The 26,306-nt window shown below is 63.1% G+C and carries 24 protein-coding genes and 1 tRNA gene; 13 read left to right on the forward strand and 12 right to left on the reverse strand.

The window, feature by feature from the left end; translation table 11 throughout:
• Nucleotides 1–12 precede the first annotated feature (12 nt).
• Nucleotides 13–696, reverse strand: a complete 684-nt coding sequence (locus ACERHN_RS19985) for a precorrin-6A/cobalt-precorrin-6A reductase (RefSeq protein ID WP_415920761.1) — start codon at nt 694–696, stop codon at nt 13–15.
• Nucleotides 697–796: 100 nt separating this feature from the next.
• Here ACERHN_RS19985 and ACERHN_RS19990 point away from each other — a divergent pair, with 100 nt between their 5' ends.
• Nucleotides 797–2,020, forward strand: a complete 1,224-nt coding sequence (locus ACERHN_RS19990; RefSeq protein ID WP_415920762.1) for an MFS transporter — start codon at nt 797–799, stop codon at nt 2,018–2,020.
• Here ACERHN_RS19990 and ACERHN_RS19995 read toward each other — a convergent pair.
• From ACERHN_RS19995 to cysS, 4 genes are all read right to left on the reverse strand, one after another.
• Entirely contained in the window at nt 2,017–2,784 is a 768-nt protein-coding gene (locus ACERHN_RS19995) for a squalene/phytoene synthase family protein (RefSeq protein WP_415920763.1), read from the reverse strand. The two genes, ACERHN_RS19990 and ACERHN_RS19995, sit on opposite strands and share 4 nt — an antisense overlap.
• Nucleotides 2,781–3,509, reverse strand: coding sequence for a class I SAM-dependent methyltransferase (locus ACERHN_RS20000; RefSeq protein WP_415920764.1), 729 nt, complete (start codon nt 3,507–3,509; stop codon nt 2,781–2,783). The genes ACERHN_RS19995 and ACERHN_RS20000 overlap by 4 nt, the downstream gene beginning before the upstream one ends.
• On the reverse strand, nt 3,506–5,122 hold the full coding sequence (cimA, locus tag ACERHN_RS20005; protein WP_415920765.1) for a citramalate synthase: 1,617 nt from the start codon (nt 5,120–5,122) through the stop codon (nt 3,506–3,508). The genes ACERHN_RS20000 and cimA overlap by 4 nt, the downstream gene beginning before the upstream one ends.
• 196 nt (nt 5,123–5,318) lie before the next feature.
• Nucleotides 5,319–6,737, reverse strand: coding sequence for a cysteine--tRNA ligase (gene cysS / locus ACERHN_RS20010; RefSeq protein WP_415920766.1), 1,419 nt, complete (start codon nt 6,735–6,737; stop codon nt 5,319–5,321).
• Between the two features lie 197 nt (nt 6,738–6,934).
• Between cysS and ACERHN_RS20015 the strand changes: the two genes are divergently transcribed.
• On the forward strand, nt 6,935–7,291 hold the full coding sequence (locus ACERHN_RS20015) for an MmcQ/YjbR family DNA-binding protein (RefSeq protein WP_415920767.1): 357 nt from the start codon (nt 6,935–6,937) through the stop codon (nt 7,289–7,291).
• A gap of 122 nt (nt 7,292–7,413) precedes the next feature.
• Nucleotides 7,414–8,586, forward strand: a complete 1,173-nt coding sequence (locus ACERHN_RS20020; RefSeq protein ID WP_415920768.1) for a pyridoxal phosphate-dependent aminotransferase — start codon at nt 7,414–7,416, stop codon at nt 8,584–8,586.
• Nucleotides 8,587–8,695: 109 nt separating this feature from the next.
• On the opposite strand, the gene ACERHN_RS20025 is transcribed toward ACERHN_RS20020, so the two are convergent.
• Nucleotides 8,696–9,280, reverse strand: a complete 585-nt coding sequence (locus ACERHN_RS20025) for an outer membrane protein (protein WP_415920769.1) — start codon at nt 9,278–9,280, stop codon at nt 8,696–8,698.
• Nucleotides 9,281–9,612: 332 nt separating this feature from the next.
• Between ACERHN_RS20025 and ACERHN_RS20030 the strand changes: the two genes are divergently transcribed.
• Nucleotides 9,613–11,157, forward strand: a complete 1,545-nt coding sequence (locus tag ACERHN_RS20030; protein WP_415920770.1) for a trimethylamine methyltransferase family protein — start codon at nt 9,613–9,615, stop codon at nt 11,155–11,157.
• Between the two features lie 191 nt (nt 11,158–11,348).
• Here ACERHN_RS20030 and ACERHN_RS20035 read toward each other — a convergent pair whose 3' ends face one another.
• The gene (locus ACERHN_RS20035; RefSeq protein ID WP_415920771.1) at nt 11,349–11,594 is read right to left on the reverse strand and encodes a hypothetical protein; all 246 of its coding nucleotides are present in this window, start codon (nt 11,592–11,594) and stop codon (nt 11,349–11,351) included.
• A 234-nt stretch (nt 11,595–11,828) separates the two neighbouring features.
• Between ACERHN_RS20035 and ACERHN_RS20040 the strand changes: the two genes are divergently transcribed.
• Nucleotides 11,829–12,311: an RNA polymerase sigma factor gene (locus tag ACERHN_RS20040; protein WP_415920772.1), complete on the forward strand. Its 483-nt coding sequence runs from the start codon at nt 11,829–11,831 to the stop codon at nt 12,309–12,311.
• 693 nt (nt 12,312–13,004) lie between these two features.
• Here ACERHN_RS20040 and ACERHN_RS20045 read toward each other — a convergent pair.
• A complete protein-coding gene (locus tag ACERHN_RS20045) occupies nt 13,005–16,667 on the reverse strand; it encodes a vitamin B12-dependent ribonucleotide reductase (RefSeq protein ID WP_415920773.1) in 3,663 nt (1,220 codons plus the stop codon).
• A 322-nt stretch (nt 16,668–16,989) separates the two neighbouring features.
• Between ACERHN_RS20045 and ACERHN_RS20050 the strand changes: the two genes are divergently transcribed.
• A complete protein-coding gene (locus ACERHN_RS20050; RefSeq protein WP_415920774.1) occupies nt 16,990–17,157 on the forward strand; it encodes a hypothetical protein in 168 nt (55 codons plus the stop codon).
• A 163-nt stretch (nt 17,158–17,320) separates the two neighbouring features.
• Nucleotides 17,321–17,653 carry a hypothetical protein gene (locus ACERHN_RS20055; protein ID WP_415920775.1) on the forward strand — a complete coding sequence of 111 codons (333 nt, stop codon included), beginning with the start codon at nt 17,321–17,323 and terminating at the stop codon, nt 17,651–17,653.
• A 2-nt stretch (nt 17,654–17,655) separates the two neighbouring features.
• On the opposite strand, the gene ACERHN_RS20060 is transcribed toward ACERHN_RS20055, so the two are convergent.
• The 4 genes from ACERHN_RS20060 to pdxH all read right to left on the reverse strand — a co-directional run bounded on the left by ACERHN_RS20060 (nt 17,656) and on the right by pdxH (nt 19,551).
• Nucleotides 17,656–17,732, reverse strand: a tRNA-Pro gene (locus ACERHN_RS20060).
• 90 nt (nt 17,733–17,822) lie between these two features.
• Nucleotides 17,823–18,242, reverse strand: a complete 420-nt coding sequence (locus ACERHN_RS20065) for a DUF192 domain-containing protein (protein ID WP_415922781.1) — start codon at nt 18,240–18,242, stop codon at nt 17,823–17,825.
• 48 nt (nt 18,243–18,290) lie between these two features.
• The gene (locus ACERHN_RS20070; RefSeq protein WP_415920776.1) at nt 18,291–18,827 is read right to left on the reverse strand and encodes a cold-shock protein; all 537 of its coding nucleotides are present in this window, start codon (nt 18,825–18,827) and stop codon (nt 18,291–18,293) included.
• 118 nt (nt 18,828–18,945) lie between these two features.
• The gene (gene pdxH / locus ACERHN_RS20075) at nt 18,946–19,551 is read right to left on the reverse strand and encodes a pyridoxamine 5'-phosphate oxidase (protein WP_415920777.1); all 606 of its coding nucleotides are present in this window, start codon (nt 19,549–19,551) and stop codon (nt 18,946–18,948) included.
• Nucleotides 19,552–19,680: 129 nt separating this feature from the next.
• Here pdxH and fabI point away from each other — a divergent pair, with 129 nt between their 5' ends.
• The 6 genes from fabI to trpE all read left to right on the forward strand — a co-directional run bounded on the left by fabI (nt 19,681) and on the right by trpE (nt 26,306).
• The gene (fabI, locus tag ACERHN_RS20080) at nt 19,681–20,487 is read left to right on the forward strand and encodes an enoyl-ACP reductase FabI (protein WP_415920778.1); all 807 of its coding nucleotides are present in this window, start codon (nt 19,681–19,683) and stop codon (nt 20,485–20,487) included.
• A gap of 3 nt (nt 20,488–20,490) precedes the next feature.
• Nucleotides 20,491–21,099 carry a LysE family translocator gene (locus tag ACERHN_RS20085; RefSeq protein ID WP_415920779.1) on the forward strand — a complete coding sequence of 203 codons (609 nt, stop codon included), beginning with the start codon at nt 20,491–20,493 and terminating at the stop codon, nt 21,097–21,099.
• A gap of 2 nt (nt 21,100–21,101) precedes the next feature.
• A complete protein-coding gene (gene gpt / locus ACERHN_RS20090) occupies nt 21,102–21,620 on the forward strand; it encodes a xanthine phosphoribosyltransferase (RefSeq protein ID WP_299625911.1) in 519 nt (172 codons plus the stop codon).
• An 80-nt stretch (nt 21,621–21,700) separates the two neighbouring features.
• Nucleotides 21,701–22,876 carry an aminotransferase gene (locus ACERHN_RS20095; protein WP_415920780.1) on the forward strand — a complete coding sequence of 392 codons (1,176 nt, stop codon included), beginning with the start codon at nt 21,701–21,703 and terminating at the stop codon, nt 22,874–22,876.
• A 73-nt stretch (nt 22,877–22,949) separates the two neighbouring features.
• Nucleotides 22,950–24,794 (forward strand): peptidyl-prolyl cis-trans isomerase, encoded by a 1,845-nt coding sequence (locus ACERHN_RS20100; RefSeq protein ID WP_415920781.1) that lies wholly within the window; start codon nt 22,950–22,952, stop codon nt 24,792–24,794.
• A gap of 3 nt (nt 24,795–24,797) precedes the next feature.
• On the forward strand, nt 24,798–26,306 hold the full coding sequence (trpE, locus tag ACERHN_RS20105) for an anthranilate synthase component I (protein WP_415920782.1): 1,509 nt from the start codon (nt 24,798–24,800) through the stop codon (nt 26,304–26,306).

A 26,306-nucleotide genomic window follows, 5' to 3' on the forward strand; every position in this document is an offset into this window, starting at 1 on the left:
TCAGGCGTCCGATCACAGTGCACCTGCCCAGTCCAGCACCGCGTCCATGGTCGTCACAGGTGGCCCGAACTCCCAAGCCGCAGGGTGCAGCAGCAGCGCGGGCAGCCCAAGCGCCCGCGCCGCGGCCAGTTTTGGAAAACTGCCCTGCCCACCGATATTGCGGGCAAGAACGACGTCGATATTCAGCGCTTGGAACAGGCGGATTTCGTCGTCCACGGCAAAGGGGCCTTCGCCAAAGACAAAGGTACAGTTGGCGGGCGGCGTGTCGTCATGGGCATTCAGCTGGCGCAGGAACACCGGCCCGTCGTGATGGGCCAACACCTCGGCGCTGTCACGGCCCGTCGCCGCAAAGACCCGCGCGCCCGCAGGCAGTGCCGCCACCGCCCCCGCGATGTCCGGCACCGCGGTCCAGACGTCCCCGTCCTGCGGCACCCAGGGCGCGCGACCAAAGCGGCACGCAGGCACATCCGGCGCAAGTGCACGCGCCACCTGCCGCATGTCGGCATCAAACACATGACTTGTATCCAGAACCCCATCGGCCCAGGCAAGCCCGTCCCGCAACGCTACACAATGCGGCGCGCCCCCGCGGTCCACGTCGCGCTGCGCATAGACCTGAACGGCGTGCCCGGCCGCCACAAGACCCGTCACCGCCATCGCCGTTTCCCGCGCACCGCCAAGGATCAACACATTCGCCATGCCCGCACCCTAGCCGCGCACGACCTGCGCGCAAGCCCATGTGCATCCGTGCGGCGCGCTGTCTCTTGCGGCGGCCGTGTCTCGGGTCTACGCAGGCGTCATGAGTATGACAGATGACCGCCGCGCCTATCGCAATGTCGCCGTTCTGGTGGCGGCTCAGGCATTTCTGGGCAGCCAGATCACCATGATCTTCGTGATCGGGGGTCTCGCGGGCATCACGCTGAGCCCTTATGCCTGCCTTGTGACGCTGCCGATATCGCTCATCGTTTTCGGCTCGATGACCACCGCCCCGTGGCTGAGCCCGCTGATGCAGCGCGCCGGGCGGCGGACCGGGTTTCTGGTCGGGGCAACGGGTGGGCTCGTGGGGTCGGGCATATCGGCCTATGCGCTCACTATCGACAATTTCTGGGTGTTTCTGGTCGGGTCCTATTTCACCGGCATCTATATGTCGTCGCAGGGGTTTTTCCGCTTTGCCGCCACGGACACGGCTTCGGATGCGTTCAAGCCCAAGGCGATTTCCTATGTGATGGCCGGTGGGCTGATCTCGGCGCTGATCGGGCCACAGATCGTGAGCTACATGACCGCGAACAACCCGGATGCAACTGCGATGCGGTACTTTGACATCTACCTTGTCGCGATGGGGCTGAACGTGCTGGGCATGGCGCTGTTCTTCCTGCTCGACATCCCCAAACCCCCTGCGCCCAATGCGTCGGACGCGCCCATGCGCTCCAAGCGCACGCTGCTGTCCGAGCCGCGTATCCTCGTCGCCGTGATCTGTGGCGCGGTGTCCTATGCGTTGATGAACCTCGTGATGACGTCCACACCGCTGGCGGTTGTTGCCTGCGGCTATAGCGAACCTGACGCCGCCAACGTGGTCACCGCCCATGTGCTGGCCATGTTCGCGCCGTCCTTTTTCACCGGGCATCTGATTGCGCGGTTCGGGGTGGAGCGGATCACCGGTCTTGGCCTTGTGATCCTAGCGCTGGCGGGCGTTGTCGCCCTGTCCGGTGTGGCGTTGGGACAGTTCTTTGGGGCGCTGATCTTGCTGGGGCTCGGTTGGAACTTTGGCTTTATCGGCGCGACCACGATGCTGACCACGGCCCACCGCGCCGAAGAGCGTGGCCGGGTGCAGGGCATGAACGACCTGATCGTCTTTGGGTCCGTGACCTTTGCGTCGCTGGCGTCGGGCGGATTGATGAATTGCGCGGGCGGCGACGCGGTGCAGGGCTGGGCTGCGGTGAACCTCGCCATGGTGCCGTTCCTGGTGCTGGCCGGTGGGTCGCTGATCTGGCTGGCGCTCAAGCCGAAGCCCGCCGCCGCCTAGAGCCAGAGCCGTCCGGTCAGCGCCGACGCACTCAGCCGCGCAGGCGGCACGCCGGGCGTCAGCCGCCCCTCCCCGACCGCAGCCGGATCCTTGATCACCTGCCGCAATGTCGCCTTGGCCCCGATGGCGGGCCACAGGGCGGCGCGCGCGTTCTTGGGGATTTTCGGGCGGGCACAGCGCGCCAACGCGCGGTCCGCCAGCGCACGCAGGCCCGCATCCGTTCCATCCAGAAGCGGGATGCGCCCGGCGTCCACCAACGCAGGAACAGCCCGCAAAAACGCAGCAATACCAGCGGTATAGGCCAGATCGCGCACCGGTTCTTCCACACCCTCCGGCGCGCCCAGCGTTCGGGCCGCCGCCCACATCAAATGGCCGGACGTCTCGTCAATATAGGCGTCCATATGCGCCTGATCCTCGAACGCATCGCGGTAGATGTCCCAGCGACGCGCCGCCACCAAACGGTCCAGCATCGCGGCTGTGCCCTGCGCCAGCACAGCGGCCAACGGCGTCGTCACCTCGTGGGTGCGGACCGCCGCGCCGGTGCTGATCTCCTCCAGTGCGTCGCGCCACCATTGCAGGCGCATTTCCGCAATCATCGGCTCTTGCGTGACCCACGGCGCGCGCGCCACTTCGATGTTGAAGGCATACAGCGCAAAGAGGGGCGCGCGGGAGGCAACAGGGGCGGCCATGACGGTGCGGAACCGCAAAGGGTCGCTGCGTTCGACGATGCGCGCGCACGCAATGGCAGGTTCCGGCAGGCTCATGCGGGCGCCACGATCATCAGGGCATAGGCAATGTCGTCAGGTGCCGCGCGCCAGCGGTCGATCTCGGCCTGGTTCTCGTCAATGGCCGCTTGCAAGGCGGGTGTCACGTCCCCCGCACGCAACGCATCAAGATGTGCCTGCATCGGCGTGTAATAAGCCTCCCACGGCGCACCGACAATCATGCGGTGGTGAAGCACGTTAAAGCCCGCTGCCGTCACACGCTCCTCCAGACCGGCAAGATCCGTGATCTGCGGATAGTCCGCCCAGAACGCCACCGCCGCTTCTGTCGCGGGTTTTTGCAGCAACACAGGTTCGGACACAGCCACCCGCCCGCCGGGCTTGAGCGCGCCGCGCCAACCGCGCAGACCGTCTGTCAGCCCGAGGAAATAGATCGCCCCCGCGCACCAGATGAGATCATAGGTGCCTGTTGGTGCAGCCATATCCCCGACCTCTGCCCGCACGCGGGAGCCGTAGGGGCGCAGCCGCTCTGCCGCCAGATCAATGAATTCGGGCGCCATATCAACGCCGGTCACCTGCGCCTCGGGCAGCGCTTTGGCCAGCGCCACCATGTCGTCGCCGGGTCCACACCCTGCATCAAACACGTCGACCGCCCCGTGCAGGCCAATCGTTTCTACCGCCCAGTGCACATCTGCAGGCAGGCCAGGCCCCTGCCGGGGCAGGCCCGCGCGGGCCTGCATGAAGGCATCCCGTTCCTCGGGCGTCATGTCAGACCGTCCTGCACCAATTTCCACCGGATCGCGTCAAGCAGCGCCTCGAACGACGCATCCACGATGTTGGCCGACACGCCCACGGTGGACCAGCGCCGCCCCTGCCCGTCCTCGCTGTCGATGATGACGCGCGTGACGGCTTCGGTGCCACCTTGAGTGATGCGCACCTTGAAATCTACCAGCCTGATGTCCTCCACATGGCTCTGATACCGTCCCAGATCCTTGGCCAGCGCCTTGGCCAGCGCATTCACCGGGCCGCGGTCTGTGCCGGTCTCGTCCATGGACTCCGAGACGGACAGCATCTTTTCCCCGTCCACCTTGACCACCACCACCGCCTCGGACAGCGACACCATCTGGTCGCGCTTGTTCTTGCGCCGCTCGATGCTCACCCGGTAACGCTTGACCTCGAAGAACTCCGGCAACAGGCCCAACTCCTCACGCGCCAACAGCTCAAAGGACGCTTGCGCCGTGTCATAGGAATACCCCTCTGCCTCGCGCGCCTTGATCCGATCGAGGATGCGGGCAAGGCCGGGGTCCTTGGGGGCCACCTCCACCCCCATCTCGGTCAGGCGCTTGCGCAGGTTCGACTGCCCCGCCTGATTGGACATCGGGATCACACGGGCATTGCCGACGGTGCCGGGGTCCACATGTTCATATGTCGTAGGGTCCTTGAGGATCGCCGAGGCGTGCAGCCCGGCCTTGTGTGCAAAGGCCGACGCCCCCACGAACGCCGCCTGCTTTTGTGGCACCCGGTTCAGGATGTCGTCCAGCATCCGGCTGATGCGGGTGAGCCCGGCCAGTGCCTCCTTGCTCACGCCGGTCTCGAACTGGCTGGCATAGGGTTCCTTGAGCAGCAGGATCGGGATCAGCGTGGTCAGGTTGGCGTTCCCGCAGCGCTCGCCAAGCCCGTTGAGCGTGCCCTGGATCTGGCGCGCGCCCGCATCCACGGCGGCCAGCGATGCCGCAACCGCGTTTTCGGTATCGTTATGGGTGTGAATGCCCAGATGCGTGCCCGGAATGCCGCTGTCGATGACGGCGCGGGTGATGGTGTGCACCTCATGCGGCAGCGTGCCACCATTGGTGTCGCACAGCGCAATCCACCGCGCCCCTGCATCATAGGCCGCACGGATCGCCTCCAGCGCATAGTCGGGATTGGACTTGAACCCGTCAAAAAAGTGTTCGGCATCAAAGATCGCCTCCCTCCCCTGCGCTTTTACATGCGCAAAGCTGGCCGCGATGTTCTGCGTGTTCTCGGCCAGTGATATATTCAGCGCGGTATCCACGTGAAAGTCGTGCGTCTTGCCGACGAGACACACGGCGGGCGTGTTCGCGTTGAGCACAGCGGCCAGCACGTCATCATTCTCGGCACTGATCCCCGCCCGTTTGGTCATGCCAAAGGCGGTGAAGGTCGCACGCGTCTTGGGGGCAGCGTCGAAAAAGGCGCTGTCGGTCGGATTCGCCCCGGGCCAACCGCCTTCGATATAGTCCACGCCCAAAGTGTCGAGCGCCTGCGCGATCTGCTGCTTGTCAGAGGTTGCGAACTGCACGCCCTGCGTTTGCTGCCCATCGCGTAAGGTGGTGTCGAAGAGGTACAGGCGTTCGCGGGTCATGATGCGCGACCTCCAGTCACTGCGTGGGAGGTGCGCATGCGCCATGCCCGACCTCGGGTGGGCAAAGAACTGGTCTTCGGTGCGCCACCTGCGCAATCAAACACAACGCAAGAGATGCGCGCCACGTCGGAATATGCCCTCCCGGGGGGGAGGTCGGGCATGGCGCATGCGCGCCGCGATCCGTCCGTGATCGTCGTCACGCCAATGTCTCCAGTTTTGCCGGATCAAAACCTGGACCAGGCACAAGATCGACACCGGTTTTTGACATCCGAACTTCTACACCTGCCGTTGTCAGCGCTTTTTTCATTGTATCCACAGCGGAGAAGTCTTTTGTCTTTATGGCTTCTTCACGTAGTCTTTCTAAATTCTTTGCGTACACGCTTAAGTCAAACCCGCGAGATGTTATATTCAGCCATTCCGACTTAGTATGCCGTAGCAACCCCAAAAGGTTACCGGTCGCCTTGACAGTTTCGGCCACAGTCGTGTCGCCGGGTAGGTCTGAATAGCCAGCTTCATTAATCAGCCACTTTAAAGCCTCAGATGTATTTAGATCGTTCTTCAATGCATCGACTGCACGGTCCTCCGGCAAGCTACCAGAAAATTCAATGTCTCCGACCCTGTCGTACAGGTAGTTAAGCGTCTTCTCCGCCTCTGCCCGCTTCTTCTCCGTCCAGTCCATCGGCTTGCGGTAATGCGTCGACAGCATCACAAACCGAATGACCTCACCCGGCACCCCCTGATCGAGCAAATCCCGCACGGTAAAGAAGTTGCCCAACGACTTGGACATCTTCTTGCCCTCGACCTGCAACATCTCGTTGTGCAACCACACATTCGCAAAACCGTGCCCGGCGCAGCGCGACTGCGCGATCTCGTTCTCATGATGCGGGAACTGCAAATCATTGCCGCCCCCGTGGATGTCAAACCGGTCTCCGAGCAACTCGTAAGCCATCGCCGAGCACTCGATATGCCACCCGGGCCGCCCGCGTCCCCAGGGGCTGTCCCAGCCGGGCAAAGCCTCATCCGACGGCTTCCACAAAACGAAATCCATCGGGTCTTCCTTGTAGGGCGCCACCTCGACCCGTGCGCCTGCGATCATGTCATCGACCGAGCGCCCCGACAGCTTGCCGTAATCCGCATATTCGCGCACCCGGAACAGCACATGGCCGTCCTTGGCATAGGCAAACCCCTTGGCCATCAGGTCTTCGATCATCGCAATCATCTGGCCAATGAACTGCGTCGCGCGCGGCTCGTGCGTGGGGCGCAGCGTCCCGAGCGCGTCCATATCCGCATGATACCAACCGATGGTCTCGTCCGACCGCTCCGCCACCAGTTCTTCAAGCGTGCCTGGCGCCCCCGCCTCCTTGCGGGCCAGAGCGGTCGCGTTGATCTTGTCATCCACGTCCGTGAAGTTGCGCACATAGGTCACGTTGTCCGCGCCATAGACATGCCGCAGCAACCGGTTGAGCACATCGAACACCAGAACCGGGCGCGCATTGCCCAGATGCGCCCGGTCATAGACCGTCGGCCCGCAGACATACATGCGCACGTTTTCCGGGTCGATCGGCGCAAAGGTCTCTTTGCTGCGGGTCGCGGTGTTGTAGAGGGTGATGCTCATGGTCCGGGTCTCACGCATTGGGTTGGCGCGGGCCTAGCAAGTCTTGACTATGAGGAAAAGAAGAACCAGCCCGCCGAGGATCAGCAGGGAATGCAGCAGGTGATGCAAATGGTTGTCTTCATGGCGCAAGGCGTAGCGCGTAGACCATCCTGCGGTCAAGCCTTGTGCGTCAAACGGACTTGGACCACCATGTCCCCATGACCCGAAACGACATTGACGCCATATGCGCAGCCCTTCCCGGCGCCTGGTTTGCCAGCCACCAAGACGGTGGCCTCGAGGCCTGGAAAGTGGGCGACAAGATGTTTGCCACCATCGGCATGGCGGGGGACGGCGTGTCTGTGAAATGCGCCGATGTTGAGACCGCGCAAATGCTGATCGAGGTGGGCGCCGCGATCAAGGCCAAGTATTTCCACCGCTCCTGGGTGCGCGTCCCCTTTGACGGTGCGGACCCCGACCTCATGCGCGCCCGTATCCAAAGCTCCTACACCCTCATCCGCACCAGCCTGCCCAAAAAGACCCAAGCCACCCTCGCCCCGTGGCCTAGCCAACTCTGATCCGCCTTCATCTCGCAAAATAAACTCCGGGGGAGGCCGCAGGCCGGGGGCAGCGCCCCTGCCCCGTTGACAATCCGCGCCGCCTCTGGCCCCCATGCGCCGGACGGACAAAGGAGCGGCACATGGGCCTGTCACAGCGCATCACAACACTGACGGGCGGCGGATCGGACGGATGGGACGTGTTTCTCAAGGCGCGGCGCATGATTGCGGACGGCACACCCGTGACTGAACTCACAATCGGTGAACATGACATCCGCACCGCCGCCCCGATCCTGCAGGATATGCACCGCGCGGCGATGTCGGGACATACCGGCTATGCGATGGTGCCGGGTACAGAGGCGCTGCGCGACACCGTGGCCGCCCGCACCGAAGCACGCACCGGCGTGCCCACCAGCCGCGCCAACGTTCTGATCACTCCGGGCGGTCAATCTGCGCTGTTTGCGGCACATGCCGCCGCCTGTGACCCGGGCGACACGGCGCTTTATCTGGATCCGTACTACGCCACCTATCCCGGCACCCTGCGCGGGGTCTCCGCCGTCCCGCATGCCATCCCCACGCGCGCCGAAGACGCGTTCCAACCCCGCGCCACCGATATCGAAGCGGCGGCACAGGGCGCGCGCTCGCTGCTCATCAACTCGCCCAACAACCCCACCGGCACCGTCTATTCCCGCAGCACTCTCGAAGGCATCGCAGAGGTCTGCCAGCGGCACGATCTGTGGCTGATCTCGGACGAGGTCTATGACAGCCAGGTCTGGGACGGGGAACATCTCAGCCCCCGCGCTTTGCCCGGCATGGCAGAGCGCACGCTGGTGGTGGGATCCATGTCCAAGAGCCACGCAATGACCGGATCGCGCTGCGGCTGGGTGATCGGGCCCGAAGAGGTGATCGAACACCTCATCACCTTTGCAACGCACACAACTTATGGTGTGCCCGGCTTTATCCAGGACGCCGCCGTTTTTGCGCTGAACCAGGGCAGCGCGTTCGAAGACGACATCGCCGAACCCTTCCGACGTCGTCGCGCTTTGGCGCAGGATGTGTTGAATGGGCAAAACACTGTCGGCCTGATCCCGGCCCAGGGCGCGATGTATCTGATGCTCGACATTCGCGCGACCGGGCTCAGCGGTGATGATTTCGCCAATGCCTTGCTGGATGCACATCAGATCGCTGTGATGCCGGGCGAAAGCTTTGGCAGCGCCGCAGCGGGCCACATCCGCGTTGCCATGACCATCGAAGACAGCGCGTTTGAAACCGCATTGCGCATCTTGTGCTCATTCGCCGAGGCTCAGGCAGCCTGACGCGCAGTTCCACTGTCGGGCGACACAGCTTGCGTTACATTCCCCTGAACGATCCGCGTCCGCGCATCGGTCAGTGACTATCCGGTCGATGGCGGCTCAATCGCGGGTATCAGAACCGGATTGAGCCGCGCACGGTCAGGGTCGTCGCATCCGCCGCAACACCGGTCCCGCCGATATTGTCAAAGCTGTGTTCCAGCAGTTCGGCCCCAAACGTGTACCGCTCATCAATCTGGTAGGCAAAACCGATACCATAAAAGTCGCCCGTGTCGGATCCGAGCGATGTGTCCACATCCGCACCACCCGCCGTGAAATAGCCAAGCACCGGCCCGAAATCATAGCCCAGCTGCAGCTTCAACCGTGCCACGCTGTCCACAGTCGCGGCGCCATTCAGGTCGATGTCCGCGGTGTCATAGTCGATCTCACCACCCAGAACGAAGGTGCCAAAGTCGTAGCGGTAGCCGCCGTGCACACCAAACAGCGCGTCGTCACCATCCGCGCCGCCCGTGGCATCCACATCCGCATATCCCAATTGCAAACCGGCATAGCCACCGGTCCAGCTGCCGCCCGTCGCGGCAAAGGGCTGCGCCGGTGCAACGGCTGCGGGCGGGGCAATATCCGTCTCCACTGCGCTCTGGGCGAACACGCCCGCCGGAGCGGCAACAAGGGTCAGGGCAAGTGCTGTCAGTCTGGTCATCTCTCGGCTCCTCTGGGTGCCACAAATCTCTTGTGCACCCAACCTAGGAAGCGCTGGCAAAGTTCCAAACGGATCGGCGTCACACTGCCGTGACGTGTCTGTCACATGGCAAATTCCTGCCGCGTCGCAAACAGGACAGACCGCGTCGCGTCCACGCGGCAGGATCGAGGTGCATTCGGACGCAGGGAGGCGCCCATGCAAGGCATCAGAAGCAAGATCGTGCTGGTCAGCCGCACGATTGGCGCAGAACGCGGACGTGCCGCGCGCGGGCGACCGGCATGGGCGCGCACCGCGTAACCCCTGACACTGCTCCTGCGACCGGAATTCCCACAATGAATGAACAATCCCCCACACGCACAGGCGGGCGCGCCGCCCGTCGTGCCGCCCGCGCGGCCCCGCTCGCCGATCACCTGCGCCCAGTGCGCGCCGGTCTCGAAGGCGGGCGTTACAGCCCGATGACCGATGCCGAAGTGCTGCGCATCCACCATGCCGCCCTCGATGCGCTGGAACAGATCGGCCTTGCCGATGCACCGGACAGCGGGGTGGCCTACCTGACCGCAGCGGGCGCCATTCAGGGCGACGATGGCCGCATCCGCTTTCCCCGCGCACTGGTCGAGGACACTTTGGCCAAGGCCAACCGCGCCGTGACCCTCTGCGCCCGCAATCCGGCCCATGACCTGCATCTGAGCGGCACACGCGTGCACTACGGCACCGCCGGTGCGGCGGTCCACCTGGTCGATATCGACGGGCAGAATTACCGCGAAAGCACGGTGCAGGATCTCCACGATGCCGCCCGCATCTGCGACGCGCTCGACAACATTCACTTTTGCCAGCGCCCGATGATCTGCCGCGACATCCCCGACACGGTCGAGATGGAATACAACTCCGTCTACGCCTGTGTGACGGGCACCACCAAACATGTGGGCACCAGCTACAGCGATCCGGCCTGTGTGCCGCCTGCCATCGAGATGCTGCACATGATCGCAGGCGGCGAAGACGCATGGCGCGCGCGCCCCTTCGTGTCCAATTCGAACTGTTTCGTCGTCCCGCCGATGAAATTCGCCACCGAAAGCTGTGAGGTGATGGAGGCCTGCATCAAGGCCGGAATGCCCGTGCTTTTGCTGTCGGCGGGCATGTCCGGGGCCACGGCCCCCTCGACCATCGCGGGCGCTATCGTACAGGCGGTGGCCGAATGCCTCGCGGGCCTCGTCTATGTCAACGCGGTCAAACCGGGCGCACCTGCCGTGTTCGGCACATGGCCCTTCGGTCTCGACCTGCGCACCGGCGCGATGTCCATCGGATCGGGCGAGCAGGCGCTGCTGACCGCAGGCTGCGCCCAAATGCACCGCTTCTACGACCTGCCGGGCGGGGCCGCAGCAGGTGCCTCCGATTCCAAACTGCCGGACATGCAGGCGGGATGGGAACAGATGAACACGAATGTCATGGCGGGCCTTTCGGGGCTGAACATGGTCTACGAGGCGGCGGGCATGCACGCCTCCCTCTTGGGCTTCTGCCTCGAATCCCTGATCCTCAGCGACGACATCATCGGTCAGGCCCTGCGCTGCGTGCGCGGGATCGAAGTGACGGACGAAACGCTGGCACTGGACCAGATGGCACAGGTCTGCATGGGTGGGCCGGGCCACTATCTCGGCACCGATCAAACGCTGGCGCGCATGCAGTCCGATTGTGTATACCCGACCTTCGGCGACCGCACCTCACCAAAAGAATGGGTGGAGCTTGGCAAACCCGACCTCATCGCCAAGGCGACCGCCCGCAAGCAAGAGATCCTGGCGACACGCCCCCCCGCCGCTCTGGACCCAGCATTGGACGCCGCCATTCGCGACCGTTTTGCGATCCACCTGCCGGAATGGACCTGACGGCCCTCACGTCTCTGTTCCAAAAAATCCTGGGGGAGCGCCACAGGCGCGGGGGCAAAGCCCCCAAATCCCGCAGCCCCAACAAACGTGAGGCCCGGTCCCTGGGGGGAGACCGGACCTCACACCCCCACCCTTCCCCGCACCGAACTGGGATTCACGTCACGGCGCGGGAAAAGCTCGGGTGTTCAGGGTCAGCCGTCTGTCGGCGGCATCAACCCGGCTTCCTGCGCCGCGGCCACCTCGTTGGCATCCAGCGCCCCGTCTGCATTCAGGTCCATCGCGGTGAAGGCGTCAGACGTCACATCGGGAAAGCTGGCCTGAACCTCGTCAATGGTCAGAACACCATCTCCGTTGGTGTCGAGCTCTGACGCGCTCTGGGCCATGGCCAGAGGGGCGGCCAGAGTGGCCAGGATAGTCAGAGATGCAAATTTGGTCATAGGGAACTCCCTTAGAGGTTTCACTGCGAAGGTCCGTGAGTGGCGCCTTCCCCATCTATGAGCACATCCCGCGCCCTCCCGTCCCGACACGCGGCGCGGGCACCCCAATCGCGCAAGCGCTTGCCGATTTGCGCCCCGGCGATGGGCAAGGCCCTGCCCAAAAACCGGGCAAACCCGCCATCGGCGAAAACCCCCGGGCTGGTCAGACCGCAGGCACGCCCCCATCCTCACACCATGACACACCCAAGCCCCTCTCCGGATCCCGGCCGCCTCGTGCCGCTGATCCCCGCCCTGACCCGGCGGGCCCGCAAACTGGCCCGCAGCCCGTCCGATGCCGAAGATCTGGTGCAGGACACATTGCTCAGCCTCTGCCAACGTCTGGCCGATGATACGGCAATCGACGACCTGCCCGCCTACGCGATGCGCACGCTCGGCAACCGCGCGCAACGCGGCTGGCGCCCGGTTCAGACCCAGCAGATCACGGAAGGCGACGCGCTGATCCAGCCCGACGCGGACCTGCGCCTCGAATGCGCCGATGCGCTGGCTGCCGTGGCGGACCTTCCCGAACCACAACGGCAGCTCATGGACCTGATAGCCGCGGGCGAAACCTCGCCCCGCGCGCTGGCGACCGCAACGGGCCTGCCCCTCGGCACGGTGATGTCCCGCCTCGCCCGCGCCCGCGCCCGCCTGCGCACGACCCTGTCCGAAGACGCCTGACGCGCACCCCAACAGCTCCGGCGACCATGCATCCCACGCCGACACATTTCACCTGCCGGGGATACGGGACCGGATCACTCGACACACGGCGCAAAAGCCCCATCGCAAAGCCACCTGAAATCAGTCCCGCTAGACAACTGGCACAAAACAAATCGAACCCTGTCTCCGATGACCAGACCACCCTTTCACGTGCCCCATCCACGCAGCACTCAACGCAGGCGTCGCGACACCTCCGCCCCGGCATTCAAAGCAAACACGCAAACACTCCGTGCCCATGGCGGGGGCGGCGGGTGGGCGCCTTTGCCAAAGGCAAACAGACCACCCCGCCCCCCGAAAAAGACAACCGGAGACCCGAAGCCTCCATCAGTTTCGCCGTACCACGCGCGTTTGCGCAGCAAACGCCCGCTCCCCTGACAGACGGTTTGGCGCACCCGAACCCGGGGCAGCCATCACATGTCCCAAACAGAAAAAATGGGGGCACTGAGGCCCCCATAAGTTTCGCCGTACAGGCTCAATATGTTAACCGCCCGGTACTTTTCTGCCTGCGGCCTGCACGTCGTCAGGAGCGAACGCATCCGCTCCGTGTAAGGTGGGAAGGGCTTCAAGCACCGCCCCACCCGTCTCGTCGGGAGGCAAACCAGCCAAACCGGCCCGCCCCCCTCGCGCCCCATCCCCGGGACGCGTAGCTTGTTCTCAGCTACACCCGGAGGTGCCGCCGCATGTGTTGCACTTCATGCAGGTGCCGTTGCGCACCAGCGTGTAGTTGCCGCACTCACCACAGGCCTCGCCTTCGTAGCCCTGCATTTTCGCCTTGGTCCGCGCATCCATCGTGGTCGTCGCTGCCGTGACGGCTGTGGTCGACACCGCCGCCGTTGCGGCACCACTTGCCGCAACTTCCGGCACGAGGGTCTGCAAGGCCACTTCCGCGTCGATGGCGCTTTCGGCCATCCCGCCTTGCAGCACCACCAGATCCTGCGGCAGACGCTTGCGGAGATACCCGGTCGAGCTGATCTGCTTCAGCACTTCGAGCGATTTCGACGCCGCCGTCTCGGAAATCTCCGACACGTTGGACACGCCTTCCTCTTCGCCGCGACCGATATCGTCGAACGTGGCCCCTTCGGGCTTCACATGCGCCAGATCGGTGCGGTCGAGGTAGGACACAGCCAGTTCGCGGAACACATAGTCGAGGATCGACGTCGCGTTCTTGATGCTGTCATTGCCCTGCACCATGCCCGCCGGTTCGAACTTGGTGAAGGTGAAGGCGTCCACGAACTCCTCCAGCGGCACACCGTATTGCAGGCCCACGGACACGGCGATGGCAAAGTTGTTCATCATCGCCCGGAAACCTGCACCTTCCTTGTGCATGTCGATGAAGATCTCGCCCAGGTTGCCATCCTCATACTCGCCCGTCCGCAGGTAGACCTTGTGGCCGCCCACGATGGCTTTCTGGGTGTAGCCCTTGCGGCGCTGAGGCATCTTTTCGCGGTGAGACTTCACAATCTCCTTCACGACGATTTTCTCAACGATCTTCTCGGCCAGCACGGCGGCCTTTTCGGCGGGTGCACCGCTTTCCAGAACCTCGGCTGCGTCCTCGTCATCCTCGACCAAAGCGGCGGCCAGAGGCTGCGACAGTTTCGAGCCATCACGATAGAGCGCGTTGGCCTTCACCCCCAGCGACCAGCTGAGTTCATAGGCGCGTTGGCAGTCCTCGATCGTCGCATCGTTCGGCATATTGATCGTCTTGGAGATCGCGCCAGAGATGAACGACTGTGCCGCGGCCATCATGGTGATGTGGCTGTCAACACTCAGGAAACGCTTGCCTTTCTTGCCGCACGGGTTGGCGCAGTCGAAGATATGGTAATGGTCTTCCTTCAGGTGCGGCGCACCTTCCAGCGTCATCGTCCCGCACACGTGGTCGTTTGCGGCGTCAATGTCGGCCTTGGAGAACCCAAGCGACTTGAGCAGGTCGAATGTCGGATCGTTCAGCTTGTCCGCCGGGATGCCCAGCACCTGCGTGCAGAACTCTTCGCCCAGCGTCCACTGGTTGAACACGAACCGGATGTCGAACGCGCTTTCAAGGGCGGCGTCCACCTTGGCCAGCTCATTGGCGCCAAACCCGTGGCCCGCAAGCGTCGTGTGGTTGATCGCCGGTGCGTTGCCAATGGAGCCGTGGCCCACCGCATAGCTGACGATTTCCTCGATCTGCGCCGAGCCGTAGCCGAGGTTTTCCAGCGCCGCAGGCACGGATCGGTTAATGATCTTGAAGTAACCGCCACCGGCCAGCTTCTTGAACTTCACCAGCGCAAAGTCAGGCTCGATCCCCGTGGTGTCACAGTCCATGACCAGACCGATGGTGCCGGTGGGCGCGATCACGGTGGATTGCGCGTTGCGATACCCGTGCTCTTCACCCAGCTTCAGCGCCTCGTCCCACACGGCCATGGCCACATCGATCAATTGCGCATCGGGGCAGTTCGCGTGATCCAGCGCCACCGGCTTGACCGCCAGCTTTTCATAGCCTTCGGTCGCGCCATAGGCCGCCGTCCGGTGGTTGCGCATCACACGCAGCATGTGGTCGGCATTCTTGGCATAGCCCGGGAACGGCCCCAGTTCACCGGCCATCTCGGCGGAGGTGGCATAGGACACGCCAGTCATGATCGCGGTCAGCGCACCGCACAAGCTGCGGCCCTCGTCACTGTCGTAACCATGACCCATATTCATCAGCAGACCGCCGATGTTGGCATAGCCCAGGCCCAATGTGCGGAACTCGTAAGAGCGCTGCGCGATTTCCTTCGACGGGAACTGCGCCATCATGACGGAGATTTCCAGCGTGACGGTCCACAGACGCGCCGCGTGCATGTATTCCTCGACCTGGAACTGGCCGTCCTTGAGGAAGGTCAGCAGGTTCATCGACGCAAGGTTACAGGCCGTGTCGTCCAGGAACATGTATTCGGAGCACGGGTTGGAGCCGCGAATTTCGCCGTCTTCGGGGCATGTGTGCCAGTCGTTGACCGTGTCGTGGTACTGAATGCCCGGATCGGCACAGGCCCATGCGGCGTGACCGACCTGCTCCCACAATTCGCGGGCCTTGACGGTTTTCACAACCGATCCGTCCACGCGGCTGATCAGTTCCCAATCGGCGTCCTTTTCGACTGCTGTCAGGAACGCGTTGGTGACGCGGATCGAGTTGTTGGAATTTTGCCCGGAGACGGAATTGTACGCCTCGGAGTCCCAATCGGTGTCATATGTCGGGAATTCGATGGCGGTGTGACCCTGGCGCGCGTAATCCAGCACGCGCTTGATGTAGGTTTCGGGGATTGCGACCTGCTTGGCCGCTTTCACCGCGCCCTTCAACGCACTGTTTTTGTTGGGATCGTACGCGTCTTCAACTGCGCCGTCCCACGTGCCGATGGCCTCAAAGATACCGTTCAGCTTTTGCTCGTGCATCTTGGAGCCTGCGACGATGGACGCCACTTTCTGCTCTTCGAGCACCTTCCAGTTGATGAAATCCTCGATATCCGGGTGGTCTGCATCGACGATCACCATCTTGGCCGCGCGGCGCGTTGTGCCGCCCGACTTGATCGCACCCGCCGCGCGGTCACCGATTTTCAGGAAGCCCATGAGGCCCGAGGATTTGCCACCACCGGACAGCTTTTCGCCCTCGCCCCGCAGGTGGGAGAAGTTGGTGCCCGTACCGGAGCCGTATTTGAACAGACGCGCCTCGCGGACCCACAGATCCATGATGCCACCTTCGTTCACGAGGTCGTCGGACACCGACTGGATGAAGCAGGCATGCGGTTGCGGATGTTCATAGGCGGACTTGGACTTGGTCAGCTTGCCGGTGAAGGGATCCACATACATGTGGCCCTGCGCCGGACCGTCGATGCCATAGGCCCAGTGCAGGCCGGTGTTGAACCACTGGGGCGAGTTGGGTGCGGCGCGCTGTGTCGCCAGCATGAACCGCATCTCGTCATAGTAGGCTTGGGCGTCTTCCTCGGTGGAGAAATAGCCGCCTTTCCAGCCCCAATAGCACCATGCGCCGGCCAGCCGGTCGAACACTTGCTTCGACGATGTCTCGCCGCCCATTTCGGCGCCTTTGGCAGGCTTTGAACGCCACAGGAACTCCGGCACGCCGTCTTCTTCGATTTTTTCCATGGCGGAGGGCACGCCAGCCTTGCGGAAATACTTCTGTGCGATGACGTCGCTTGCCACCTGGCTCCAGGTGCTGGGCACCTCGACATCGTCAAGGCGGAACACGATTGTGCCGTCAGGGTTGCGGATTTCGGACGCCGTGGTCACGAAATCGAGCGCCGCATATGCGTCCTGTCCCGCTGTGGTGAAGTGTCTTTCAATTTTCATCGCGCTGCCTCGTATCCAGCATTTCCCTCGTGGATCTGACCGACGTTGCGGCAGACCCTGCTTTTGCCAGCACCGGGGAACAAAAGGCCGGTCCCTGACCGCGCATTCCGCACGTATCAGGCCGCAGTAAACTCTGTCCTGAGATGTACCAATTCTGTCCCTGGTGCCTTGCTGCCCGCCCCTAGTGTTAGCCACTAAATGTTGTGGTGAGCTGCTCGGCCCGCACAAGGTGACGTATCTGAGCCCCTCCCGTCAACGGGAAATTTATTCTTTTTTAAAAGTTATATTCTTGACCTCGAGCCCACGATTTGAATGCGCGGACATGTCCCGATTCACGCGATGCGCCGCGGCAAAAACCATCCTCCGCAACGTGCTGAAAAATCCGTTTGCATGGGTGGGTTTAACGCAATCTGTGGACGCTTTGCCTGAAGTTATCCACAGATTGTACCCGCCAGACGAGAAAGGTTTTGCCGCGCTGCGGAAAATGTGATGCTGTTGCGAAACCGTAATCCGAAAGGCCTCTGATGCGACCGATTTTGCCCTTTTTGCTCGTCGCGGTGACGGCCTGCGCACCACAATATGTAGAGACTGTGGTGACAGATGAACAAGACTTGCCCGTCAGACGCGCGGTCTTTGCGCAAACACCACAGCCGTTGGACGCGGCATTCCGGTCCTCCTGCGACTCACCCGGCGACGAATTGCGTCAGGTGTCGCGCGATGTGGTCCAATGCCGGATCCCGCCGCCCCCGGATGTCGCCGCATTCCTGCTGCTGCAATATGACGGCGCGCTGGCCGCACCGACACTCATCGTGCAGAAAGAGACCGAACGCGACGCGGCAGGCGCCTTTGTGGTGGAACTGAGCTACTTTGCCGAAGTGATTCAGAAGTCCGGCAACGCCCGGCGCATCTATTTCCGGCAACGATCGCTCGACACGCTGATGGATCAGCTGCTTCAAGCAACGGGCGGTGTGTCTGCAAATTCGTGAACTGGTCGGAGCGAGAGGATTCGAACCTCCGACCCCCTGTACCCAAAACAGGTGCGCTACCAGGCTGCGCCACGCTCCGACCGTGCGCCTCTCATAGACAGGGTTTTCGGGATTGAAAAGACCTATGGTGCGCGATGGGTAAAATGTCCGCGCGCGTGGCAACGCCGGTCTAGTCGCAGGGCCACGCCGCCGTTTCGGGTACAAAACTCGGATGGCGCAGGACATCGCCCACATCAATGCCCAGCCGCTTTGCCAGGCCGCCGTTGATCTCAAGCACGTGGGTCAGGTTGTCGCCCCCGAAAATCGACGTCTCATCGAGCGGTTGCGCCCTATGGTGGATGTTCCGAACAACCCCTGCCGCATCGACAAACAGCATATCAAGCTCGATCAGCGTGTTGCGCATCCAGAAGGACAGGCTTTGCGGCACAGGGTAGACAAACAGCATGCCCGCAGATGTCGCCATCTCGGGCCGGTTCATGAGGCCGATGGCACGCTCCTGCGCATCATCGGCGATTTCCACGTTGAACCGCGCCTGACCAAAGTCGCCCCGCACCCAAACCGTATCGTCAGAACAGGCCGCCGCCGCCATGCCCGCGCCGCAGAGCCAGATCAGAGCGATGGCGACGAAACGCACGGCTTAACCTTCGTCGCGCGGCAACGCCGCTTCCCAGGCCAGCACTTCGGATGCCATACGGCCGCGTTTGCCATCGATCACCCGCATCGCGAGCGCCTCACCCGGCTGCAAATCCGACAGGCCCGACCGGCGCAGCACCTCAACATGCAGAAAAACGTCTTCGGACCGGCCAAACACATTGGCAAAGCCAAAGCCCTTGCCCTTGTCGAACCACTTCACCCGCCCCGGCTCCAGCGGCGCGTCGGCGACACTTTCGGGATCAAGTTCGGCAATATCAGTGAGGGTGGAAACCGGGTCCTGCTGCGGCGGTGTGATCTGGACGATCTCGACCGCCTGCACACCGCGTTCGGTCGATTGCACCCGGATGTCCACCAACGCGCCATCGGCAACGGAGGATTGCCCAAAATTCCGCAGGACGTTGACATGCAACAGGATGTCCGGGCCGCCTGTTTCGGCAACCACAAATCCAAATCCCTTGACCGGATCAAACCATTTGACGGACCCCGAGACGAGGTCCGCGTCTTGTGTATCTTCGTGCACGACGTCACTTTCGTTGAGTTACATCTGTCGCACTCAACTGATGCGCTATTTCATGCACTCAATTCAAGCGGTAAAAATTCAGTAAAATCAGTCCGGTGCATTTCACGTGACGTGAAATTCACGGGTTGAGGCGGTCAATTTCCCATGCATCATGCAGATTTTTGCGCCGCCAGCGGAACCGGTCATGTAAGCGGAACGCACCGTCCGCCCACAGTTCGATTTCCAGCGGCGCAATGCGGTACCCGCCCCAGAACGGGGGGCGTTCGGGGTCGGTGCCATGGCGCGCGGTTACCTTGGCCACTTCCGCCATCAGCGCCGCCCGGCTCGCCAAGGGCCGACTTTGCCGCGACGCCCACGCCCCCAGACGCGATTGCAGCGACCGCGATTTGTAGTAGGCGTCCGCCTGCGGTCCGTCTTCGCGACTGACCAGTCCCCGCACCCGCACCTGGCGGTGCAGCGATTTCCAGTGCATCACGAATGCCGCCTTGCCCGCCTGATCCAGCTCTGACGCCTTTTGCCCTTCGTAATTGGTATAGAAGACAAATGCATCCGCCTCGATTTCCTTGAGCAGAACCATGCGCACGTTGGGCAGACCGTCCGCATCCACCGTGGACAGGGCAATGGCATTTGGATCATTGGGCTCTGACGCCTCTGCGTCCACGCTCCAGCGTTTGATGATCTCGATCGGGTCATCACCCGCAAAGATACCACTGCGTTCCGCCATGCTCTGTCCTTTCCTCTGGTTCTCGACAGCTAGTGCAGCACAGCACACAGTGCAACGTGCCCACATCTCTTGAAGCAGCGACACGCTTGGCCTAAAGCTGTGCGCCAGAAGACTATTGGGGGCGGTAACATGACAACAGGATTGATGACGGGCAAACGGGGCCTGATCATGGGGCTTGCCAATGACAAGTCCATTGCCTGGGGCATTGCACGCGCCCTGCACGACGCCGGTGCCGAGCTTGCGTTTTCCTATCAGGGCGATGCGCTCAAGAAACGGGTCGATCCCTTGGCAGGGCAGCTGGGCAGTGACATTGTCTTGCCGTGTGACGTGAGCGATGGCGCCTCCATCGACGCGCTGTTTGACAGTCTCAAGGCGCGTTGGGACAGTCTCGACTTTGTCGTGCACGCCATCGGCTTTTCCGACAAGAACGAATTGCGTGGCCGCTATGTCGATACCAGCCGCGACAATTTCACCATGACAATGGATATCTCCGTCTATTCCTTCACCGCCGTGATGCAGCGCGCTGAAAAGATGATGAAGGATGGCGGCAGCGCGGTCACCCTCACCTATTACGGGGCCGAACAGGTCATGCCGCATTACAACGTGATGGGCGTGGCCAAGGCGGCGCTTGAGGCCTCCGTCAAATATCTCGCCGAAGACCTGGGCAAGGACAACATCCGCGTCAACGCGATCAGCGCGGGCCCGATCAAGACGCTCGCCGCCTCCGGCATCGGCGATTTCCGCTACATCATGAAGTGGAACGAATACAACTCGCCCCTGCGCCGCAATGTCACCATCGACGATGTGGGCAAATCGGCGCTGTTCCTGCTGTCGGACCTCGGTTCCGGCACGACGGGCGAAAACCTGCATGTGGATGCAGGATACCATGTGGTGGGCATGAAGGCGGTCGACGCCCCCGATATCGAAAAGGGCTAAGGGATGAGCCTGACCATCGCGGAGCTTGTGGCGTTCAACACCGTTCTGCTGGCCGCACTCCTGTCGCCCGGTGCCGCGATGCTGTTCATCACCAAGGCCACCGTGACAGGTGGGCGTGCGGCAGGGATCGCAACTGGTGTGGGCCTCGGGACCGCCGCTGCGATCTGGACGCTGGCCGCACTTTTGGGCCTCGACGTGGTGTTCACCCTCTTTCCCTGGACCTACACGGCACTCAAGATCGGCGGCGCGCTCTACCTGCTGTGGATCGCCGTCCAGACATGGCGCCACGCGCGCGACCCGCTTGGGGACGCGCCGATGCCGCGCGGGCGGGCCGTGATGTCGGGCATGCTCCTGAATTTCGGCAACCCCAAATCCATGCTCTTTGCCGCTGCCGTGATCGTCGTCATCTTTCCCACAGGGCTCGCCGCCGCGGATATCGCGGTGATCGTGGCCAATCACCTGGCGCTGGAATTGATCTTCTATACCGGCCTTGCGCTGGCGCTCAGCACCCCGCAGGTGCGGCGCGGCTATCTTGGCCTCAAACCCGTCTTTGACCGCATCGCGGCCACGCTGCTTGGCGCGCTTGGCCTGCGCCTGATCCTGGAGAAATAACCATGGCAGACCGCCTCCCCCATGAAAAAGGGTTCCACGTCAGCTGGGACCAGATGCACCGCGACAGCCGCGCCCTCGCCTGGCGTCTCGATGGCAAGGGGCCGGATGACGGATCGTGGCGCGCGGTCGTGGCCATCACCCGCGGCGGCATGGCGCCCGCAATGATCGTCGCGCGCGAGCTGGACATTCGCACCGTGGATACGATCAGCGTGAAATCCTACCATTCAGGCGGCGGCAAGGCGGACCAACGCCGCGACGCCGAAGTGCTCAAATCCCCTGACCGCGACATGATGGGGGACGGCACCGGCATCCTGATCGTCGATGACCTCGTGGACAGCGGCAAGACCCTCGAACTGGTGCGCAGCCTCTATCCCAACGCCCATTTCGCCACCGTCTACGCCAAACCCTCCGGAGAGCCGCAGGTGGACACGTTCATCACCGGTGTCAGCCAGGACACTTGGATCTTCTTTCCGTGGGACATGGCCCTGCAATATGTCGAACCCTACCGGGGCACCGACTGACCGGCGCGGCACCTCTCCCCGTCTCTGTTCCAAAAAATCCCCGCCGGAGGCTCCCACCGGCCCCAAGAAGGCGCTGACATATGCCCCTGCCCCGCACCGCCGCCACCTTCCCTCCTCCGGTGATGGAGGCGCGTCGCTGGATCGACGGGGTCACATTTCCCGCGGACCGCCCCCTGATCAACGTGAGCCAGGCCGCCCCCGTTGACCCGCCGCCCCCTGCCCTGCGGCAGGCAATGGCGGACGCGGCACTCAGTCGCGATGACGCACATCTCTACGGCCCTGTTCTGGGCATGCCTGCCCTGCGCGCGGCCCTGTCGGCGCAGATCAACGCGCATTATGCCGCCCGCACCAACCCCGAAAACGTCGCCATCACGTCGGGCTGTAATCAAGCCTTTGCCGCCGCCATCGCCTCGCTCTGCGATGAAGGGGACGAGGTGATCCTGCCCACGCCATGGTACTTCAATCACAAGATGTGGCTGGACATGGCCGGGGTCGCCTCCATCCCCCTGCCCGCTGGCGCGGACATGCTGCCCGATCCCGAGGACGCGCGGGCGCTGATCACGCCCCGAACACGGGCCATCACCCTCGTGACGCCGAACAACCCCAGCGGGGTGGAATACCCCGCGGACCTCGTGGCGCGGTTCTACGCGCTGGCGCAGGAGCACGGCATCGCGCTGATCGTGGATGAAACCTACCGCGATTTCGACAGCCGCTCCGGCCCGCCCCATGACCTCTTTGGCATGGACGGCTGGGACGACACGTTCATCCACCTCTATTCCTTTTCCAAGGCGTACCGCCTGACCGGGCACCGTGTCGGGGCCATCGTCACGTCGCCCGCCCGTCTGGCGGAGGTGGAAAAGTTCCTCGACACAGTCGCCATCTGCCCCGGACAGATCGGCCAATACGCCGCCCTCTGGGGGCTTGAGAACCTCGGCCAATGGGTCGCGGGCGAGCGCGACGAAATCCTCGCCCGCAGGCGCGCCATCGCCGACGGGTTTGACGTGCTTGCGGATCAGGGCTGGGACCTCATGGGGCTTGGCGCGTATTTTGCCTATATGCGTCACCCCTTTGCGCTGAGCGCGGCCGATATTGCCCCCCGTCTGGTGCAGGACGCCGGCCTCTTATGCCTGCCCGGCACCATGTTCTGGCCTGATGGCAGCCCCGAGGGTGCGCAACAACTGCGCATTGCTTTCGCCAATCTGGACGCGGATGGCATCGCCGAGATGTACAAAAGACTGTCAGCGGTGCGGTTCTAGGCGCGCCTGCCCTTGCCCAGCCCCAGTGGCACCGATAGATATCCCCGAACACCAAATGCTCACGAGGCGGACCATGGCCAAAGGCTCGAACAAACTGTCGCAAACAGCCGTGTGGATCCTTTTGGGTCTGCTGATCATCGCCCTGGGCGGGTTCGGCGCGACCAACCTGTCCGGAAACATCCGCACCATCGGCAAGGTCGGCGACAAACATATCGACGTACAGGCCTATGCCCGCAACCTGCAAGAGGAAATTCAGGCCGTCAGCGCGGAAACAGGCGAGCCGCTGACATTCTCGCGCGCACAATCCATTGGCCTCGATCAGGCGGTGCTGGCGCAGCTGGTACGCGCCCGCGCGCTCGATCATGAAGCGGACCAGATGGGGTTGAGCGTCGGCGATGCGGTGATCCGTGACGAGATCCTGAACATCCCTTCCTTCCGCGGCCTCGACGGCAATTTCGACCGCGAGGCCTATGCCTTTGCGCTGCAGAACTCCGGCACCAGCGAGGCGGAGTTTGAAACCCAACTGCGCGAGGAAGTCGCGCGCACCCTGCTGCAAGGGGCGATCATGTCAGGCGTGACGATGCCGTCGACCTATGCCGAAACCATCGTGTCCTTTTTGGGAGAGACACGGGATTTCACGTGGGTGCGTCTGGACCTCAGCGATCTGGCCGAACCGATCGAAGTGGCCGATGACGCCGCCCTGCGCGCCTATTACGATGAGAATATCGACGACTTCCAACTGCCCGAGGCCAAGCGGATCACATATGCCGTGCTGCTGCCCGAACACGTGCTCGACACCGTCGACATCCCCGAGGACACGCTGCGCGCGGAATATGACGCCCGCATCGACCAATATGTGCAGCCAGAACGGCGTCTTGTAGAACGTCTGGTCTATCTGGATGCGGCCGAGGCGGAGCGCGCCGCGGCCCAACTGGAGGTGGACGGCACCACGTTCGAGGCGCTGGTCGAAGAGCGGGGCCTCGCGCTGGCAGATATCGACCTTGGCGATGTGACCCGACTGGAGCTTGATGCCGCCGGTGAGGCTGTGTTCAACGCCGACGTGGGCGACGTCGTGGGCCCCCTGGCCTCCGATTTGGGCCCGGCCCTGTTCCGCGTGAATGCGGTCCTGCCCGCGCAGACCACCACGTTCGAGGACGCGCGCGAATTCATTCAGGAAGAGCTCGCCCGCGATGCCGCACGGCGTCAGATTGCCGTGCTGGCCGAGGAATTCGACAACATGCTGGTGGGCGGTGCGACGCTCGAAGAACTGGGCACCGAGACCGAAATGCGCGTGGACACCATTGACTGGTGGTCCACCAATGGCGAAGGCATCGCGGCCTATAACGGCTTTGCCGATGCCGCCCGGGTCCTGACCGAAGACGATTTCCCCGAAATCGTACAGCTGGAGGACGGCGGGATTGTCGCGATGCGGCTGGACGAAACCCTGCCCCGCCGCCCGATCCCGTTCGAAGAGGCCAAATTGAGCGTGCAGGGCAATTACGAGGCGGAGTTGACCGAAGCCGCGCTGACCGCGCAGGCCGAAGCGTTGCTGCCTGCGCTGGAAGAAGGCCAGAGCTTTGCCAGCCAGTCGCTCGACAGCATCGTCGAGCAGGAGCTTGACCGCAGTGCGTTTGTGCAAGGCACACCGCCCGCCTTCATGACCGAAGTCTTCGACATGTCCCCCGGTGACGTGCGGATCATCTCGGGCTTTGGCGCGATCATCATCGTTCGCCTCGACGCGATCAACCCGATCGAGGAAAACGAGGAAGCGCAGGAAGAGGTCGCACGGCTCAACGAGGAAATTGGGCAGATCGTGGCAGGCGAGATGTTCAACATCTTTGGTGAGGACGTGGTGCTGCGCGCAGGGCCACAGATCAATCAGCAGGCGCTTGATGCTGTGCATGTGAACTTCCCCTGATCCATGGCGATGACCCCTGAATATGACGCCTTTGCAAAGGCTTATGATGCGGGCCTGAACCAGGTTGTGTATACGCGGCTGGCGGCGGACCTGGACACGCCGGTGTCGCTGATGCTCAAGCTGACGGGCGCGCAGAAGGACGCATTTGTGCTGGAATCCGTGACCGGCGGTGAGGTGCGCGGACGCTATTCCATCGTGGGGATGAAGCCGGATCTGATCTGGCGCTGTGATGGTGAGACGGCGCGGATCAACCGCTCTGCCCGGTTTGACCCAGACGGGTTTGCGCCACTGGAGGGCAATCCGCTCGACACGTTGCGCAGCCTGATCGCGGAAAGCCGGATCGACCTGCCCGATGATCTGCCGCAGGCGGCGGCGGGGCTTTTTGGCTATCTGGGCTATGACATGGTGCGGCTGGTGGAACATCTGCCGGACGTGAACCCCGACCCTCTGGGTCTGCCGGACGCGCTGATGTTGCGTCCGTCGGTTGTGGCGGTGCTGGACGGGGTCAAGGGCGAGGTCACGGTGGTGTCGCCTGCATGGGTCAGCGACGGGCAATCGGCGCGCGCGGCCTATGCGCAGGCGGCGGAGCGGGTGATGGACGCGGTGCGCGATCTGGAACGCGCGATGCCGATGGAGACGCGCGATCTGGGCGAAGCCTCCGCCCCGGCAGAGCCTGTGTCGAACTTTACCAAGGACGCGTACAAGGCCGCCGTCGAGAAGGCGCGCGAGTATATCGTGGCGGGCGACATCTTTCAGGTGGTTCCGGCGCAGCGCTGGACGCAAGAGTTCCGCGAACCGCCTTTTGCGCTCTATCGCAGCTTGCGGCGCACAAATCCGTCGCCGTTCATGTTCTACTTCAACTTTGGCGGGTTTCAGGTGGTGGGCGCGTCGCCCGAAATCCTCGTGCGCGTGTTTGGACGCGAAGTGACGATCCGCCCCATCGCCGGCACCCGGCCCCGTGGCGCCACACCCGAAGAGGATCGCGCGCTGGAAGCGGATTTGCTGGCGGACAAGAAGGAGCTCGCCGAGCACTTGATGCTGCTCGATCTGGGCCGCAACGATGTGGGCCGCGTGGCCAAGATCGGCACCGTGCGGCCCACTGAAGAGTTCATCGTCGAACGCTATTCCCACGTGATGCACATCGTGTCGAATGTCGTGGGAGAGCTGCATGAGGACAAGGACGCGCTGGATGCGTTCTTTGCCGGGATGCCCGCCGGAACCGTATCCGGCGCGCCCAAGGTGCGCGCGATGGAGATCATCGACGAGCTGGAGCCGGAAAAGCGCGGCGTCTATGGCGGTGGCGTTGGCTATTTCAGCGCGGGCGGTGACATGGACATGTGTATCGCGCTGCGCACCGCGGTCGTGCAGGACCAGAAGCTCTATATTCAGGCGGGGGGCGGAGTTGTCTATGACAGCGATCCCGAGGCCGAATATATGGAAACCGTGCACAAGTCCGGGGCCATCCGTCGCGCGGCGGCAGATGCCGCCCGGTTTTCGGGTGGCAATCGGTGA

This window comes from Tateyamaria rhodophyticola (genome assembly GCF_047777875.1).
GTDB lineage: Bacteria > Pseudomonadota > Alphaproteobacteria > Rhodobacterales > Rhodobacteraceae > Tateyamaria.